We start from the raw sequence: 14,778 nt of genomic DNA on the forward strand, positions 1-14,778 counted from the left end.
GGAAGGGGTTAAGGCGGCGACGTGGCGCTCAGCGCAGCGGCGGGAGGCTTAGATCGGTGAACCGCCCTGGCCGACGCGAGACCCTCACCTCGGCCCTCTCGCGGCCCTCGCGGCGGAGATACTCGATCTGCGCCAGCAACTGGCGCTTGATGCGCCTGAGCGCCATCAGGCGCTCGCCGTCGGGCTTTTCGCGCCGGCGTTCGGCCGCGAGTTCGACATCCAGCATCTGGCTGCGGGTGGTCAGTGATTTGAGGAACTGGTCCACGTCACCCTCCTTTCAATGAGGGCAAGATGACGTGGACGCCATCATAGTTCCAATGCATAGTCTCAATATCATCGATAGATTGGAACTATCGGCATGGCCTTCCGTCCGACCCATCGCCAGCTCGAATATGCCGTCGCCCTGGCCGAGACCGGCCATTTCGGCGCGGCGGCGCGGCGCTGCCATGTCTCGCAGCCGACCCTCTCCGTGCAGATTGCCCAGCTGGAGGCGCAGCTTGGCGCCACGCTGTTTGACCGCACGCCCGGCCGGGTGCAGCCCACCGCCATCGGCGGGCGGGTGATCGAGGCGGCGCGGGCCGTGCTGCTGACGCTGGACGACATTGTGGCGGTGGCGGCGAGCGGGGCGCGCAATCTCGGCGGGCTGATCCGGCTCGGTGTGGCACCGACCTTCGGGCCCTATTTTCTGCCCTACCTGCTGCCCTCCCTCCATGCCCGCTATCCCGCGCTGCAGATCTACATCAAGGAGGAACGCCCGGCGGTGATCCTGCGCGAGGTGGTTGCCGGCGCGCTCGACTGCGGCTTGGGGCCAGCGCCGGATTCCGGCCATGCCGTCACCTTCCGGCGGCTGTGCCGCGAGACGATCTTTCTCGGCGTGCCCAAGGACCATCCACTCGCCAGCATCGGTCATGTCGACCCGCAGGCGCTGCGGGGCGAGCGGCTGCTGACGCTCGGGCGCGGGCACCATCTGTTCGAGCGGACCCGTGAGCTTGCTGCGGCCTGCGGCGCGGACATGCGGGAGGATTATGAGGGCACCAGCCTCGACGCGCTGCGGCAGATGGTGGTGATGGGCATGGGCATGTCGCTGTTCCCCGAGCTTTATGCGCGCTCGGAGTTCCGGATGGAGGACGACATCGCCCTGCTCACCCTCGATGGCTGGCCGGCCAGTCGCGACATGGGTTATTTCTGGCGCGCCGGCAATGGGCGCGCGGGGCAGTTTGAGGAACTGGCGCGCGAGAGCGAGGCCACCTGCGCGGGGCTTGGCCTCGCTTCACGTTGAGTGGACGCCCCGGCTCTAGGGCGCGTCGCCGGCCGGCATCGGCCGCGTCGCCACCCCGCCGAGAAACACCCGGATGCACTCGCGCACATAGGCGCGGCGCCGCTCGCTGCCGGGCCATTGCATCCGGCCGTCGCGGGTGAGCGCGATCGATCCCCCCACGAGGTCCATCAGCATGGAGGCGGCATCGTGTGAGTCCGGTACGTCGACCCGGCCAAGAGAGCGCTGGTGGTCGATCCAGTCGGTGAGTAGCCCGAGCACGGCATGGCGGCCGAACTTGTCGGAAATCTCCTTGAGCTCGGGGTTTACCGCCGCCTCCAGAAACAGGAACTGCAGGAAGGCAAAGCGCTCGCGATCAGCCTCGTCGTCGATCTCGTTGAAGAAGATGCGGTCGAGCGCCTCGGCCAGAGATAGATGGTCATAGTCGTGCGGCAGGTCGATCATGCTCTCGGTATGAGCCTCGATGATCGCCGCCATGAGCGCGGTCTTGCTGGGGAACAGCCGGTAGAGCGTGGTCTTGGAGATCTGGCAGCGGGCGGCCACGGTGTCGGTCGTCATCCGCGCATAGCCAAGCTCACGAAAGATCTGCAGCGCCTGCGCCACGATGTCCCTGCGCCGGGCGGAGTCCGGCGCCGTTTTCGGACGTCCCCGGGAACGGCGCTGCGGCGCCCGCACCTCACCCTCAGCCTGTGACACGAAACTCTCCCCTCCAGGACCCGGCCGACCATCCGAGCGCACCAATTGACAGATCAACAATTTCGATAATATAGATACGCAACGGTACTCTATATAGGGATTTTCACTGTGGCGTCATTTCGCCCCGCGCGTTCGGCGCTTCTTCCCAGCACTCTCGCCCTGCTTCTCGCGCTCGTCGGTTGCGATGGCCGCGAGGCCGGCCAGCCGCAGGGCCCGGGCGCGCAGGGGCGCCCGCAGGTCGGCGTGGTGACGGTGCGCCCGCAGTCCGTCGCCATCACCGCCGAGATGCCCGGCCGCACCACCGCCTCGCTCGTTGCCGAGGTGCGCCCGCAGGTCGGCGGCATCATCAAGTCGCGCCTGTTCGAGGAAGGCTCGGAGGTCAAGGCGGGCGACGCGCTCTACCAGATCGACCCGGCGAGCTATCAGGCCGCCTATGACAGCGCGGTCGCCAGCCAGCAGAAGGCTGAGGCGGCGGTGCCGAGCGCCCAGTCCAAGGTCGAGCGCTATCAAGGGCTCATCAAGCAGAACGCGGTGAGCAAGCAGGATTACGACGACGCCGTCGCCTCGCTGGCGCAGGCCCGGGCCGATGTGGCCGCCGCCAAGGCCGATGTCGACACCGCTCGCATTAATCTCGACTACACCCGCATCACCGCGCCGATTGGCGGGCGGATCGACAAGTCGACCCTGACCCCCGGAGCACTGGTCACGGCGAGCCAGGACACGGCGCTTACCACCATCCGCACGCTGGACCCGATCAATGTCGACGTCACCCAGTCGAGCACGAACCTGCTGAACCTGCGCCAAGCGATCCGCGACGGGCGGATCAAGATTTCCGGCGACCGGGTCCAGGTGCGGCTCGAACTCGACAATGGCGAAACCTACGCCCATCCCGGCACGCTGGAATTCACCTCGGCCTATGTCGACACGACCACCGGCACCTATGGCGTGCGGGCGCAGTTTCCCAACCCGGACCGGCTGCTTCTGCCCGGCATGTATGTGCGCGCCCTCATCGAGGAGGGCGTGGCGCCTGACAGCTTCCTGGTTCCCCAGCGCGGGGTGACGCGCAACACCAAGGGCGAGCCGGTGGCGCTCGTCGTCAATGCCGACAACAAAGTCGAGCAGCGGGTACTCACCGTGTCGCGCAGCGTCGGCAACAGCTGGCTGGTCGATGGCGGTATCACGGATGGCGACCGCGTCATTGTCGAGGGCAGCCAGTTCGCCCGCCCGGGCCAGGACGTCACTCCCGTCGACGTCGTGGTGGACGAGACCACCGGCGAAGTGCGCGAGCGTGGCCAGCAGAGCACCGCGCCTGTTCCCGCCGGCAGTCAGGCCATGGCCGGCGCGTCCGCCGGGTCTCCGACAGCCACGTCGAACTGAGGCGCGTTCATGTCCCGTTTCTTCATCGACCGCCCGGTCTTCGCCTGGGTTCTCGCGCTGCTGATCATGCTCGGCGGCCTGCTGGCGCTGAACACCCTGCCCATCGCGCAGTACCCGCAGATCGCTCCGCCGACGGTTAGTGTCACGGCCTCCTATCCCGGCGCCGATGCCCAGACCGTGGAGAATTCGGTGACCAAGGTCATCGAGCAGGGCCTGACCGGCATCGACAATCTCGACTACATGTCGGCGACCTCGCTCTCGACCGGGCAGTCGACGATCACGCTGACCTTCACCAACGCTGCCGATCCCGACATCGCGCAGATGCAGGTGCAGAACAAGCTGCAGCTCGTCACCCCGCAATTGCCGAGCGTGGTGCAGACGAATGGCATCTCGGTCGACAAGGCCTCGGACGGCTTCCTGATGGTCATCGGTTTCGTCTCGACCGATGGGCAGATGTCGTCGACCGATGTGTCCGATTATATCGATTCCACCCTCAACGACACGCTGCGGCGCATTGAGGGCGTGGGCTCCACCACGCTGTTCGGCTCCTCCTATGCGATGCGCATATGGCTCGACCCCGAAAAGCTCTCCAAGTACCAGTTGATGCCGAGCGACGTGGCAAGCGCCATCGAGGCGCAGAACACGCAGGTTTCCGCCGGCCAGCTCGGCGGCCTGCCGGCGCGGCAGGGCCAGCAACTCAACGCCACGGTCACGGCGCGCTCGCGGCTGCAAACGCCCGAGCAGTTCCGCAACATCATCCTCAAGAGCACCACGGACGGCTCGCTGGTGCGGGTCAACGATGTGGCGACGGTGGAACTCGGCGCGGAGACCTACACCACCTCCTCCCGCTACAACGGCATGGCGGCGGGCGGGCTTGCCATCAATCTGGGCACGGGTGCCAATGCCATCGACACGGCGGAGAAGGTCAAGGCCGCCATTGAACGGATGAAGCCGACCTTCCCGGAAGGGGTGGAGGTCGTCTATCCCTACGACACCACGCCCTTTGTGCTGCTCTCCATCGAGGAGGTGGTGCGCACGCTGTTCGAGGCGATCGTCCTCGTCTTCGTGGTAATGTTCGTCTTCCTGCAGAACTTTCGCGCAACGCTTATCCCTTCGCTCGCCGTGCCGGTGGTGCTGCTCGGCACCTTCGGCGTGCTGGCGCTGTTCGGCTATTCCATCAACACGCTGACCATGTTCGCGATGGTGCTGGCCATCGGCCTGCTGGTCGACGACGCCATCGTCGTGGTCGAGAATGTCGAGCGCGTGATGGAGGAGGAAGGGCTCTCGCCGAAGGAGGCGACCCGCAAATCCATGGGCGAGATCACCGGCGCGCTGGTCGGCATCGCCACCGTGCTCTCGGCCGTATTCATCCCGATGGCCTTCTTCGGCGGCTCTGTCGGCGTGATCTATCGCCAGTTCTCCGTGACCATCGTCTCGGCCATGGTACTGTCCGTGGTGGTGGCGCTTGTCCTGACCCCCGCCCTGTGCGCGACCCTGCTCAAGCCGCCGAAGGAGCACGCCAAGAGCCGTGGCGTGTTCGGCTGGTTCAACCGCAATTTCGACCGCACCACCAACGCCTACCGCAGCGGGACCGCCGGCATACTGGCGCGCTCGGGCCGCTTTCTCGTGGTGTTCCTCGCCCTCGCCCTCGGCATGGGCTGGATGTTCGCCCGGCTGCCCTCCTCCTTTTTGCCGGAGGAGGACCAGGGCATGCTCATCACCATGGTGCAGTTGCCGGCCGGCGCCACTGCCGACCGCACCGAGCAGGAGCTCGACAAGGTCCGGGCCCACTTCCTCGAGGATGAGAAGGATGCCGTCCAGGGTGTGTTCACCGTCAACGGCTTCGGCTTCAGCGGACAGGGGCAGAACCTTGGCATCGCCTTCGTGCAGCTGCGCCCCTTCGACGAGCGCAAATCCCCAGCAGTTTCCGCCAGCGCGGTTGCCGGCCGGGCGATGGCGGCGCTGCACGCGCGCGACGCCATGGTCTTCACCCTCATGCCGCCAGCGATCCAGGGAATGGGCAATTCCGGCGGCTTCAGCTTCTATCTTCAGGACGTTACCGGTGCCGGCCATGAGAAGCTGATAGCGGCCCGCAACCAGCTTCTTGGCATGGCGGCGCAGGACCGTCGGCTCATCGCAACCCGCCCGAACGGGCTGGAAGACGAGCCGCAACTCGTTGTCGACATCGACCAGGAGAAGGCGAGCGCTCTCGGCGTTTCCCTCGCCGACATCAACGACACGCTCTCCTCCGCCTGGGGCAGCGACTATGTCAACGACTTCCTCGACCGCGGCCGGGTGAAGAAGGTCTATCTCCAGTCGGCGGCGGATTTCCGCATGCAGCCGGAAGACCTCGCCAAATGGGAGGTGCGCAATTCCGGGGGCGCCATGGTGCCCTTCTCGGCTTTCGCCTCGACACGCTGGACATATGGCTCGCCGCGGCTGGAGCGCTTCAACGGCGCTTCGGCGGTGGAAATCCAGGGGCAGGCGGCGCCGGGCGTGTCCTCCGGCGTGGCGATGGACGCGATCGATAGCCTCATCGCCCAACTGCCGCCGGGCTACGACCATGAATGGACCGGCCTCTCGCATCAGGAGCGGCTCTCCTCCAACCAGGCGACAGCGCTCTACGCGATCTCGGTGCTGGTCATCTTTCTCTGCCTTGCCGCGCTCTATGAGAGCTGGTCGATCCCTTTCGCGGTGCTGCTGTCGGTGCCGATCGGGATCTTCGGCGCCCTGCTGGCAGCATCCCTGTTCGGTCAGAGCAACGACGTCTATTTCAAGGTTGGGCTGCTCACCACCATTGGTCTCGCGGCGAAGAACGCGATCCTCATCGTCGAATTTGCCCTTGAACGGCAGGCGCATGGCATGGGCCTCGTCGAGGCGACGCTCGACGCGGCGCGCCAGCGGCTGCGCCCGATCCTGATGACCTCCTTCGCCTTCATTCTGGGCGTCACCCCGCTTGCGATCGCCAGCGGCGCCGGCTCGGGCGCGCAGAACGCCATCGGCATCGGTGTCATGGGCGGCATGATCGCCGCCACCGTGCTCGGCGTGTTCTTCGTGCCGCTGCTCTTCGTCGTCGTGCGCCGGGTCTTTCCCGGCAAGGCGCCGGAAACGGAGGAAGCGACGCCGACATCCGCGCCGGCCCGTCCGGCCGGGGAGGCTCACGATGCTCCTTCTGCCTGATCCCCGCCGCCCCGCCACGCCCCTCATTCGCCGGTCAGGTGCATCGATGTCCTTCCTGCCCATGAAGTGCCGCTCCCTCCCTGTAGCGGCACCGCGCCTCGCGGGTGCGCTCCTTCTCGCCGCTCTGCTCGGGGGCTGCGCCGTCGGGCCTGACTATCGCGCCCCCGGCTTCCAACTGCCCGCCAGCTGGGGCAAGGCATCACCGTCCGTGACCGTCACTGGCGAGGAGGCGGACAACCGCCCACCGGAGCTTGCGGACTGGTGGAAGCGGCTTGGCGATCCGACGCTGAACCGGCTGGTCGACGAGGCGGTCGCCGGCAATCTCGATGTCGCCACCGCCAAGGCGCGGGTGCGCCAGGCCCGCGCCACCCGGCAGCAGGCGATCGGCGCGCTGGCTCCCACCGTTGCCGGCTCGGGCAGCTATAGCCGGGCCGACAATGGCAGCAACGTTTCCAGTAGCGGCGATGTGACGGTTTCCGGCCCGTTCGACACCTTCACCCTCGGCTCCAATGCCAGCTGGGAGCTTGACCTGTTCGGCGAGAACCGCCGCGCGGCCGAGGCGGCGACCTATGGGCTGGATGCCGCCGAGGAGACGCTGCGCAACACGCTGCTCACCCTGATCGGCGACGTGGCGACCTATTATGTCGAGGCGCGCGGCTATCAGGCGCGGGCGGCGCTGGCGCGGCGTACCGCCGTCTCCCAGCGCGAGACCGCCGCCTTGACCCGCACCAAGCTGCAGGCGGGCTCGGCTTCCGCCGTCGATGTCGCCAATGCGGAAGGGCAGGCGGCGAGCACCGAGGCCAATATTCCCGAACTGGAATCGAACTACCAGCAGACCGTTCATCAGCTGGCCATCCTGCTCGGCCAGCCGCCGAGCGCGCTGAACGAAACCATGAAGCGCAGCGCCCCGATCCCGACGCCGGTCAAGGCGATCCCGCGCGGCGTGCCGGCCAATGTGCTGCTCTCGCGCCCCGATGTGCGCCTCGCCGAGCGCCAATACGCCCAGTACACGGCCAAGATCGGCCAGGCCGAGGCCGCGCGCTACCCCGATGTGAGCCTCGTCGGCGAGGTCACGACCTCGGCCGCCAAGGTTGGCGATCTCGCCAAGAGTTCATCGGTCAGCTGGAGCTTCGGACCGAGCGTCAGCATCCCGATCTTCAACGCCGGGCAGCTGAAGGCGGCGGTGGACTTCGCCCAGGCCCAGCGCGACGAGTATTTCCTCACCTATCATGCCGCCGTGCTAAGCGCCCTGCAGGATGTGGAGAATGCCAGCGTCTCCCTTCAGCAGGAGCGCATCAAATATCGCAGCCTCAGCGCCTCCGCCGCGTCCTACAGGCAGGCCGTGGAGCTTGCCCGCGTGCTCTACCAGAGCGGCTCGTCGAGCTTCCTCGACGTGCTGGTCGCCGAACGTTCGGCCTATTCCGCTGACGACACGCTCCTCACCAGTCGGGTGGCCATCGCCACCGACTATGTCGCGCTCAACAAGGCGCTGGGTGGCGGCTGGACCGGCAAGGTGGACGACCGAACGCCGGCGGTGGTCGACACGCAAATGGCCCCGCGCCTGGTCTCGCTCGACCGTGCCGGCCTCAAGCCGCGCGATCCGGAGAACCAGGGTGTCGCTGAGGCCTTCGCCCACTGACGGCACAACGGAGCCGCAAGGCCGGTGCCGGTGGCGCTCGCGCGCAACCTCCCGTAAAGGCACATCGGCGCGCCCGGAGTCCGGGGGGGCGCCGGTGTGTCAGCGCGAGGTGGCAGGGTGGATTTTGTGAGACGTCATTGGCGGGGCGAGGTGCCGCTGGCGCGCGTCTTCTGGTGGAACATGCTCATCGTCGGCACGCTGGTCAATCTGATCACCGGCGGGACGGCGCTGGCCGCCCATGTCGCCGGCGCCCCGCTCTGGCTCGCGGCGCTGATCTTCTTTCTGCCGCTGCCGCTGAATGTGCTGCTCACCGTCTCGGTCTGGCGCTCCGCCGGGCGGGAGGCGCCCGGATGGGGCGTGTTTGCCCGGGCGGCGGCGTCGGCATGGCTGGCACTGATGCTCGTCGTCTAGCCTTCCTGCGCCGAGCGTTTGAGAAAGCCGGCGTCGCTCAGCCGGCATCTCCCGTCTCGATCCGACGGGTCGCCAGCGACGAGCGCAGCAGGGCGGCGATGAAGACCGCGCTCATCACCAGCACGATGGTCGGGGCCGGGGCGCTGTCGAGGAAGAACGAGAGATAGACCCCCAGAAAAGACGCCCCGACGCCGATCACCAGCGAGGCCGCCAGCATGGCGCCGAAGGTGCGCGTCACCAGGAACGCGATCGCCCCCGGCGCGATCAGCATGGCGATGGCCAGGATCAGTCCCACCGCCTTCAGCGCCCCGACAATGGCGAGTGAGATCAGGCACAGCAGGCCGTAATGCAGCAGCCCGACCCGCAGCCCGACCACGCGCGCCTGCGCGGGGTCGAAGGCGTGCAGCAGAAAATCCTTCCACTTCACCGCGATGATTCCGGCGACGATGGCGGCGATGAGCGCGCTCTCGCCGATGTCCCGCCAGGCAACGCCGAGCATGTCGCCGAACAGGATGTGGTCGAGATGCACTTCCGACTGGATCTTGACGTAGAGCACCAGTCCGAAGCCGAACATGCCGGAGAACACGATGCCCATCACCGTGTCCTGCTTGATCCGGCTGTTGTCCTTGAGGAATCCCGTCGCCACGGCGCAGAACATGCCAGCGGCGAAGGCGCCGACCGCCAGCGGGAGGCCGACGATATAGGCGATGACCACGCCGGGGAAAACGGCGTGCGAAATGGCGTCGCCCATCAGCGACCAGCCCTTCAGCACCAGGAAACAGGACAGCAGCGCCATCGGCACCGCCACCAGCGCCGATATGACGAGCGCATTGACCATGAACGGGAACTGGAACGGCGCGAGCAGGCTCTCGACCATGGTCATGCCTCCTCGACCTTGAGGGCATTCGACTTCAGGGCTTGCGCCGCCCGCCGCCGCGCCGCCAGCATGCCGTGCTTGGGGGCGAAGACAAAGGCAGCGAGGAAGATCAGCGTCTGCAGCACCACGATGATGCCGCCGGTGGCGCCGTCGAGGAAATAGCTGACATAGGCGCCGACAAAACTCGTTGCGGCACCGATGGTGACGGCGATCATCAGCAGGCGCGGGAAACGGTCGCTCAGGAGATAGGCGGTGGCGCCGGGCGTCACCACCAGGCAGATGACGAGAAAGGCGCCCACCGTCTGCAGCGCCGCCACGGTCGAGGCCGAGAGCAGTGTGAAGAACATGATCTTCAGCGCGGTCGGCTTCAGCCCGATCGAGCGCGCATGCGCCTCGTCGAAGAACACCGCCAGCAGATCCTTCCATTTCAGCAGGAGGATGGCCAGCGAGACCACGCCGATGATCGCGAGTTGCAGCGTGTCCTCGGGGGTGATGGTGAGGATATTGCCGAGCACGATGGTCTGGATGTTCACCGAGGTCGGCGACAACGACACCATGAACAGCCCCAGCGCAAAAAAGGAGGAGAAGATCAGCCCGATAATGGCGTCTTCCCGCAGCCGGGTGCGCTGGTTGAGAAACAGCATGGCGGCGGCGGCGAGCCCGCCGGAGAAGAAGGCGCCGACCGCATAGGGCAGGCCGAGCATATAGGCGCCGGCGACGCCGGGAACGACGGCGTGGGACAGCGCATCGCCGATCAGCGACCAGCCCTTGAGCATGAGGTAGCAGGACAGGAACGCGCAGACGGCGCCGACAAGGGCCGAGACCCACATGGCGTTGCGCATGTATTCATAGCCGAAGGGCTCCGTCAGAAGGTCGATCACGGGGCGTTCTCCCGCGTGCGGGGCGGGCATTCGCCCTTCTCGCCATAGAACACCAGCGGGCGCTCGTCGTCGGTCAGCACGGAAATCTGGCGGCTGTCGTCATCGGCGTGCAGTCCGGCGCCACCCAGCACGAAATGGCGCAGCACGCCGCCGAAGGTCTTTTCCAGATTGGCCTCGGTGAACGTTTCGGCGGTCGGGCCATGGGCGAGGACGGTGCCCTTGACCAGCACGGTGCGGTCGCAGAACTCCGGCACGCTGCCGAGATTGTGGGTGGAGACCAGCATCACCCGGCCCTCATCGCGCAGCGACCGGAGCAGCGCGACGATCGCCTGCTCGGTCTGCACGTCGACGCCGGTGAACGGCTCGTCGAGCAGGATCACCCGCGCATCCTGCGCCAGCGCGCGGGCAAGGAAGACGCGCTTTTTCTGGCCGCCGGAGAGTTCGCCGATCTGCCGGGTGCGGAAGTCGTTCATCCCGACGCGGCCCAGCGCCTGCGTCACCGCCTGCCGGTCCGCCGCGCGGGGGATGCGCATGAACCCCATATGGCCGTAGCGGCCCATCATCACCACGTCCTCGACCAGCACCGGGAAGTTCCAGTCGACCTCCTCGTTCTGCGGGACATAGGCGACGAGGTTCTGCCGCAGGGCTTCGCCCACGGTGCCGCCGAGGATGCTTATCTCCCCCGCCGCGGGGCGCACAAAGCCCATGATCGCCTTGAACAGGGTGGACTTGCCCGAGCCGTTCACCCCGACAAGGGCCGTGATGGTGCCCAGCGGAATGGCGAAGCTGGCATCGCGCAGGGCGGTGTGACCGTTGCGATACGTCACGGTGAGGCCGCTGACCGAAAGCCCGGTCGCCGACAGGGCAGGGGAGGGCGCGTTCACTGCGACAACCCCTGCGAAAGGCCCTTGGTGAGCGTGCCGGAAGTCACGCGCAGCAGGTCGATATAGGTTGGCACGGGGCCGTCGGCCTCGCTGAGCGAATCGACATAGAGCACGCCGCCATAGAGCGCACCCGTCTCCCGCGCCACCTGCCGCGCGGGCTTGTCGGAAACCGTGCTTTCGCTGAACACGGCGGGGACGCCGTTCTTACGCACGGCGTCGATTACCTTGCGCACCTGCTGCGGCGTGCCCTGCTGGTCGGCATTGATCGGCCAGAGATAGAGTTCCTTCAGGCCATAGTCGCGGGCGAGATAGGAAAAGGCGCCTTCGCTCGTCACCAGCCAGCGCTTGTCGGCGGGGATCGTCTCCAGCTCGGCGCGGATCGGCGCCACCGACGCCTCCAGCTTCGCCTTGTAGGCGCTCGCATTGGCCTCATAGGTCGCGGCATTGGCGGGGTCGTATTTCACGAAGGCGTCGCGGATGTTGTCGATATAGATTAGCGCGTTGCTTGGCGACATCCAGGCATGCGGGTTCGGCTTGCCGCGATAGGGGCCGTCGGCAATGCTCATCGGCGTGACGCCGTCGCTGACGACGACGCTGGGGACATCCTTGAGGTTCTGGAAGAACTTCTCGAACCAGAGTTCAAGGTTCAGCCCGTTCCAGAGGATCAGCTGCGCTCCCTGGGCGCGCTGTATGTCGCCCGGGGTCGGGGCGTAATTGTGGATCTCCGCGCCGGGCTTGGTGATCGATTCCACCACCGCTGCATCCCCGGCCACGTTGCGGGCCATGTCGGCGATGACGGTGAAGGTCGTCACCGCCTTGAATTTTGGCGGCGTGCCCTGCGGTGCGCTCTCCTGCGCCAGCGCGGCCGGCGCCCCGGCGAGCCCAGCCAGGCCGGCGACCAGAAGACTGGCCAGGATTGCGCGCCTCGATTGTCTCCACATGCCAGCCTCCATTTGCGAATGAGTTGCAGAAGCACTCTACGCGAAGTCGAGCGTCGTGCAACTGCAAACGAGTTGCATCAAGAAAAGGTCATCCCGGGCGCAGGACGGCGCCGCTGGGCGCGTGCGCGCGCATGGCGATGGACGAAAGGCCGACCGGCGGCTTACATCCATCTGGCGTTGCGCTCCCCTGCACCTCTCGTGGAAGGGGGCGCTGCGGCGCGCGTCGCGTGCCACACCCGCTGGCGGCTCCGGATGCCCCGGCCTTTGCGGCGTCGTCGTTGAGTGTGGTGGGGGAGGCGCCTGTGGACGGAGCCCAGAAGGAAGAAGTCAGCGAAAGGCTGGCGCGAGAGGGGGGGGCACATCTGTCATCGCATATGTCTCGAAGTGCAGCCTTATCGGTTCGTACGATGTGATTGTTGCATTCGCGTCCATATTCTTTATGGCAATGTTTTTTACATTAGTACTTTTTCTTACTTATTATATTGAAAATATAACACGAACAAATGTATTAATAGTTTCCAGTAATATGAATGGGATGCTGTACGAATATGATTTTATCGCTCCTCTATTCGTTGGTATGCCGGGCGCTTTCTTGATTTCCATCGCGCTCGCGATATTTACGACCCTCTCGTCGCCCAACTGGCAGGTCACTGATTTTGTCAACGATGTCGCCGCGCCAAAGCAGAACTGGTTCACGCGTTGGCTGCTGCGTCGGATGATGGCTCGGCTTGCGACCGAGGCAGACCCCGCGCGTTATGTGCGCCGTTTCGTGTTTATGCCGGCGTGGTTTCTGACGGGTGCAGCCGCTCTGCTATTCGCGATGAGCGTCCCGTTGGCGATGTTGCAGGTCCGGGCCTTCGAGGTGTTCACGCCGGAAGGCTACTACGTCTCGCCCCTGCTGCCGTGGAACACGCCGCGCCTGCACCCCTGGGCGACGGCGGCTTACGTCGAAACGGGCTGCAGCCATTATTCGCGAAAGGGTCGCACCAGCGACAAGATGATCTACAACGTCACCTTCGACGATGGCACCGTGGCCCCATCCGCCTATGCAACGTCAGTCCGGGGTTCCTGGCTCGATCCCATGGAGATCATCGACAGTAAGCTCCGCTCGGCCGGCGTGCGGTTCATCCCCTGGAACCTGAACGATTCCTATGATCGCCGCTGTATCCGTGCGATCGAACGTGAGTTTTCCGTCGATGATTTCGAACGGGTCCGGCATGTGATGCGCTTTCCGAATTGACGCTGGCGCCAACCGTGGCAAACGGCAAGCGGGCGTGCGTCGTCTGTGCTGCCTTGCGCCGAAGGGACACCGGAACCGCCAAGCAGGCACGACGGTTAAGCAGCGGGAGGAACCATCATGAGCCAGATACGCTACGAGATCGTCGAGCATGACGGCGGCTGGGCCTATAAGCTCGGCGACGTGTTCTCGGAAACCCATCCCACCCATGAATCGGCGCTTGCCGCTGCCCGCGACGCCGCGGCCCGGCAGTCGGTTTCCGGCGAGACCCGGCCGATCGCCTATCAGGACAAGAGCGGCCGGTGGCATGAGGAAGTGGCGCAGGGCGTCGACCGTCCGGAGGTCGAGATCGAAGACCCCGCAAAGGGCAACTGACGCGCGGCCTGGTCGGCGCTGGGCGACGGCGGCGCCGGAGCGCTATGACGTGCCAGCGCTGGTCGATTGATCGGTCGGGACGTTGCCCTGCGTAGTGAACACCGCGCGCGCCACAGCGGCGAAAGCCGCGACGGCGCCGAGCGGGCGGATCTCCCGACGGGTGACGAGATATTCGTCGGCGCGCGCGGGCGCCCCGTCGATCGCCACCGCATGAAGGCGCGGATCGCAGCCGAGTTCGCGGTTCAGCACGATGCCAAGGCCGATCTTCGCCGCCACCGCCTCCTTGACCGCCTCGCGGCTGCCGAGCACCAGGTGCGGCGTGATCGCGAGGCCGCGCCTGGCCAGCGCCGCCTCGAACAGATGCCGCGTCATTGATCCCGCCTCGCGCAGCACGAGGCGCTGGTGCTTCACCTCCGAGAGGTCGACCCTTTCCCGTCCCCACCAGGGATGGCCCTCATGCACCAGCAGCAGAACCTCCTGGGAGAGCAGGCGGTCGCAGGCGAAATCCGGATGCGGTGCCTCCAGAGTGGCGATGGCGACATCCACCCGATGCTGGGCCACGAGGTCGAGCAGGACGCTGGAATTCTCCAGCCGCACATCGAGCCTTATGCCGGGATGCAGCGCTGTGAACCGCTCCAGAATCGGCATCGCCACATAGGGCGCGCACAGGCCCAGCGCGAGATAGCCGGCATTGAGGGTGCGGCCCTCATCCATGCGGGCGCCAATGTCGTCGAGCATCAGCATCACCTGCCGCACCCGGGGCAGCAGGTCGCGCGCATCGGGGGTCAGCTCGATGCCCGCCCCGGTGCGCAGGAACAGCCGCGCCCCGACCGCCTCCTCCAGCGCCTTCACATGCTGGGTGATGGCCGGCTGGCTCACCCCCAGCGCCTGCGCCGCCTCCGAGAAGGTGCGGTGGGTGGCGATGGCCTGGAAGGCACGGAGCTGGGCGAAGTTCATGGTGATCGGTCTCGGCGAGGAGGCTCAGGTCATAAGCGTGGCTTCAT

At 66.2% G+C, this 14,778-nt stretch carries 14 protein-coding genes; 7 read left to right on the forward strand and 7 right to left on the reverse strand.

What is annotated here, in order from left to right:
* Window positions 1–28 precede the first annotated feature (28 nt).
* Window positions 29–265, reverse strand: a complete 237-nt coding sequence (locus tag A3M1_RS0113695) for a hypothetical protein (protein WP_018389548.1) — start codon at window positions 263–265, stop codon at window positions 29–31.
* Window positions 266–358: 93 nt separating this feature from the next.
* Here A3M1_RS0113695 and A3M1_RS0113700 point away from each other — a divergent pair, with 93 nt between their 5' ends.
* Window positions 359–1,279: a hydrogen peroxide-inducible genes activator gene (locus A3M1_RS0113700; RefSeq protein ID WP_018389549.1), complete on the forward strand. Its 921-nt coding sequence runs from the start codon at window positions 359–361 to the stop codon at window positions 1,277–1,279.
* A gap of 15 nt (window positions 1,280–1,294) precedes the next feature.
* On the opposite strand, the gene A3M1_RS0113705 is transcribed toward A3M1_RS0113700, so the two are convergent.
* Entirely contained in the window at window positions 1,295–1,972 is a 678-nt protein-coding gene (locus tag A3M1_RS0113705) for a TetR/AcrR family transcriptional regulator (protein WP_245261671.1), read from the reverse strand.
* A 108-nt stretch (window positions 1,973–2,080) separates the two neighbouring features.
* On the opposite strand from A3M1_RS0113705, the gene A3M1_RS0113710 reads away from it, so the two are divergent.
* The 4 genes from A3M1_RS0113710 (at window position 2,081) to A3M1_RS0113725 (ending at window position 8,579) form a co-directional block, all read left to right on the forward strand.
* On the forward strand, window positions 2,081–3,349 hold the full coding sequence (locus tag A3M1_RS0113710) for an efflux RND transporter periplasmic adaptor subunit (protein ID WP_018389551.1): 1,269 nt from the start codon (window positions 2,081–2,083) through the stop codon (window positions 3,347–3,349).
* Between the two features lie 9 nt (window positions 3,350–3,358).
* Window positions 3,359–6,529 (forward strand): efflux RND transporter permease subunit, encoded by a 3,171-nt coding sequence (locus tag A3M1_RS0113715; protein WP_018389552.1) that lies wholly within the window; start codon window positions 3,359–3,361, stop codon window positions 6,527–6,529.
* Window positions 6,530–6,575: 46 nt separating this feature from the next.
* Window positions 6,576–8,168 carry an efflux transporter outer membrane subunit gene (locus tag A3M1_RS0113720; protein WP_245261672.1) on the forward strand — a complete coding sequence of 531 codons (1,593 nt, stop codon included), beginning with the start codon at window positions 6,576–6,578 and terminating at the stop codon, window positions 8,166–8,168.
* A 126-nt stretch (window positions 8,169–8,294) separates the two neighbouring features.
* A complete protein-coding gene (locus A3M1_RS0113725) occupies window positions 8,295–8,579 on the forward strand; it encodes a hypothetical protein (protein ID WP_245261673.1) in 285 nt (94 codons plus the stop codon).
* Between the two features lie 37 nt (window positions 8,580–8,616).
* Here the strand turns inward: A3M1_RS0113725 and A3M1_RS0113730 are convergent, their stop codons facing one another.
* The 4 genes from A3M1_RS0113730 to A3M1_RS0113745 are packed head-to-tail and all read right to left on the reverse strand — an operon-like array spanning window position 8,617 to window position 12,162.
* Window positions 8,617–9,462 (reverse strand): metal ABC transporter permease, encoded by an 846-nt coding sequence (locus tag A3M1_RS0113730; protein WP_018389555.1) that lies wholly within the window; start codon window positions 9,460–9,462, stop codon window positions 8,617–8,619.
* A complete protein-coding gene (locus A3M1_RS0113735; RefSeq protein ID WP_305803841.1) occupies window positions 9,459–10,298 on the reverse strand; it encodes a metal ABC transporter permease in 840 nt (279 codons plus the stop codon). The genes A3M1_RS0113730 and A3M1_RS0113735 overlap by 4 nt, the downstream gene beginning before the upstream one ends.
* A 35-nt stretch (window positions 10,299–10,333) precedes the next feature.
* The gene (locus A3M1_RS0113740; RefSeq protein ID WP_018389557.1) at window positions 10,334–11,221 is read right to left on the reverse strand and encodes a manganese/iron ABC transporter ATP-binding protein; all 888 of its coding nucleotides are present in this window, start codon (window positions 11,219–11,221) and stop codon (window positions 10,334–10,336) included.
* A complete protein-coding gene (locus A3M1_RS0113745) occupies window positions 11,218–12,162 on the reverse strand; it encodes a metal ABC transporter substrate-binding protein (RefSeq protein WP_018389558.1) in 945 nt (314 codons plus the stop codon). The genes A3M1_RS0113740 and A3M1_RS0113745 overlap by 4 nt, the downstream gene beginning before the upstream one ends.
* Window positions 12,163–12,697: 535 nt before the next feature.
* On the opposite strand from A3M1_RS0113745, the gene A3M1_RS0113750 reads away from it, so the two are divergent.
* Together A3M1_RS0113750 and A3M1_RS0113755 are read left to right on the forward strand one after the other, a co-directional pair.
* Window positions 12,698–13,402: a hypothetical protein gene (locus A3M1_RS0113750; protein WP_156029628.1), complete on the forward strand. Its 705-nt coding sequence runs from the start codon at window positions 12,698–12,700 to the stop codon at window positions 13,400–13,402.
* Window positions 13,403–13,519: 117 nt separating this feature from the next.
* Window positions 13,520–13,774, forward strand: a complete 255-nt coding sequence (locus tag A3M1_RS0113755; RefSeq protein WP_018389560.1) for a DUF2188 domain-containing protein — start codon at window positions 13,520–13,522, stop codon at window positions 13,772–13,774.
* A 42-nt stretch (window positions 13,775–13,816) separates the two neighbouring features.
* Here A3M1_RS0113755 and A3M1_RS0113760 read toward each other — a convergent pair whose 3' ends face one another.
* Window positions 13,817–14,731 (reverse strand): LysR family transcriptional regulator, encoded by a 915-nt coding sequence (locus tag A3M1_RS0113760; protein WP_018389561.1) that lies wholly within the window; start codon window positions 14,729–14,731, stop codon window positions 13,817–13,819.
* Window positions 14,732–14,778: the final 47 nt, after the last annotated feature.

This window comes from Ancylobacter sp. FA202 (assembly GCF_000380205.1).
Lineage (GTDB): Bacteria > Pseudomonadota > Alphaproteobacteria > Rhizobiales > Xanthobacteraceae > Ancylobacter.

What these genes read in the sequence shown, in the direction of transcription:
- A3M1_RS0113750 (WP_156029628.1), top strand. Translation starts at nt 12,698, where the DNA reads ATGCTGTACGAATATGATTTTATCGCTCCTCTATTCGTTGGTATGCCG.
- A3M1_RS0113760 (WP_018389561.1), bottom strand. Translation starts at nt 14,731, where the DNA reads ATGAACTTCGCCCAGCTCCGTGCCTTCCAGGCCATCGCCACCCACCGC.
- A3M1_RS0113745 (WP_018389558.1), bottom strand. Translation starts at nt 12,162, where the DNA reads ATGTGGAGACAATCGAGGCGCGCAATCCTGGCCAGTCTTCTGGTCGCC.
- A3M1_RS0113715 (WP_018389552.1), top strand. Translation starts at nt 3,359, where the DNA reads ATGTCCCGTTTCTTCATCGACCGCCCGGTCTTCGCCTGGGTTCTCGCG.
- A3M1_RS0113720 (WP_245261672.1), top strand. Translation starts at nt 6,576, where the DNA reads ATGTCCTTCCTGCCCATGAAGTGCCGCTCCCTCCCTGTAGCGGCACCG.
- A3M1_RS0113730 (WP_018389555.1), bottom strand. Translation starts at nt 9,462, where the DNA reads ATGACCATGGTCGAGAGCCTGCTCGCGCCGTTCCAGTTCCCGTTCATG.
- A3M1_RS0113735 (WP_305803841.1), bottom strand. Translation starts at nt 10,298, where the DNA reads ATGCGCAACGCCATGTGGGTCTCGGCCCTTGTCGGCGCCGTCTGCGCG.
- A3M1_RS0113700 (WP_018389549.1), top strand. Translation starts at nt 359, where the DNA reads ATGGCCTTCCGTCCGACCCATCGCCAGCTCGAATATGCCGTCGCCCTG.
- A3M1_RS0113755 (WP_018389560.1), top strand. Translation starts at nt 13,520, where the DNA reads ATGAGCCAGATACGCTACGAGATCGTCGAGCATGACGGCGGCTGGGCC.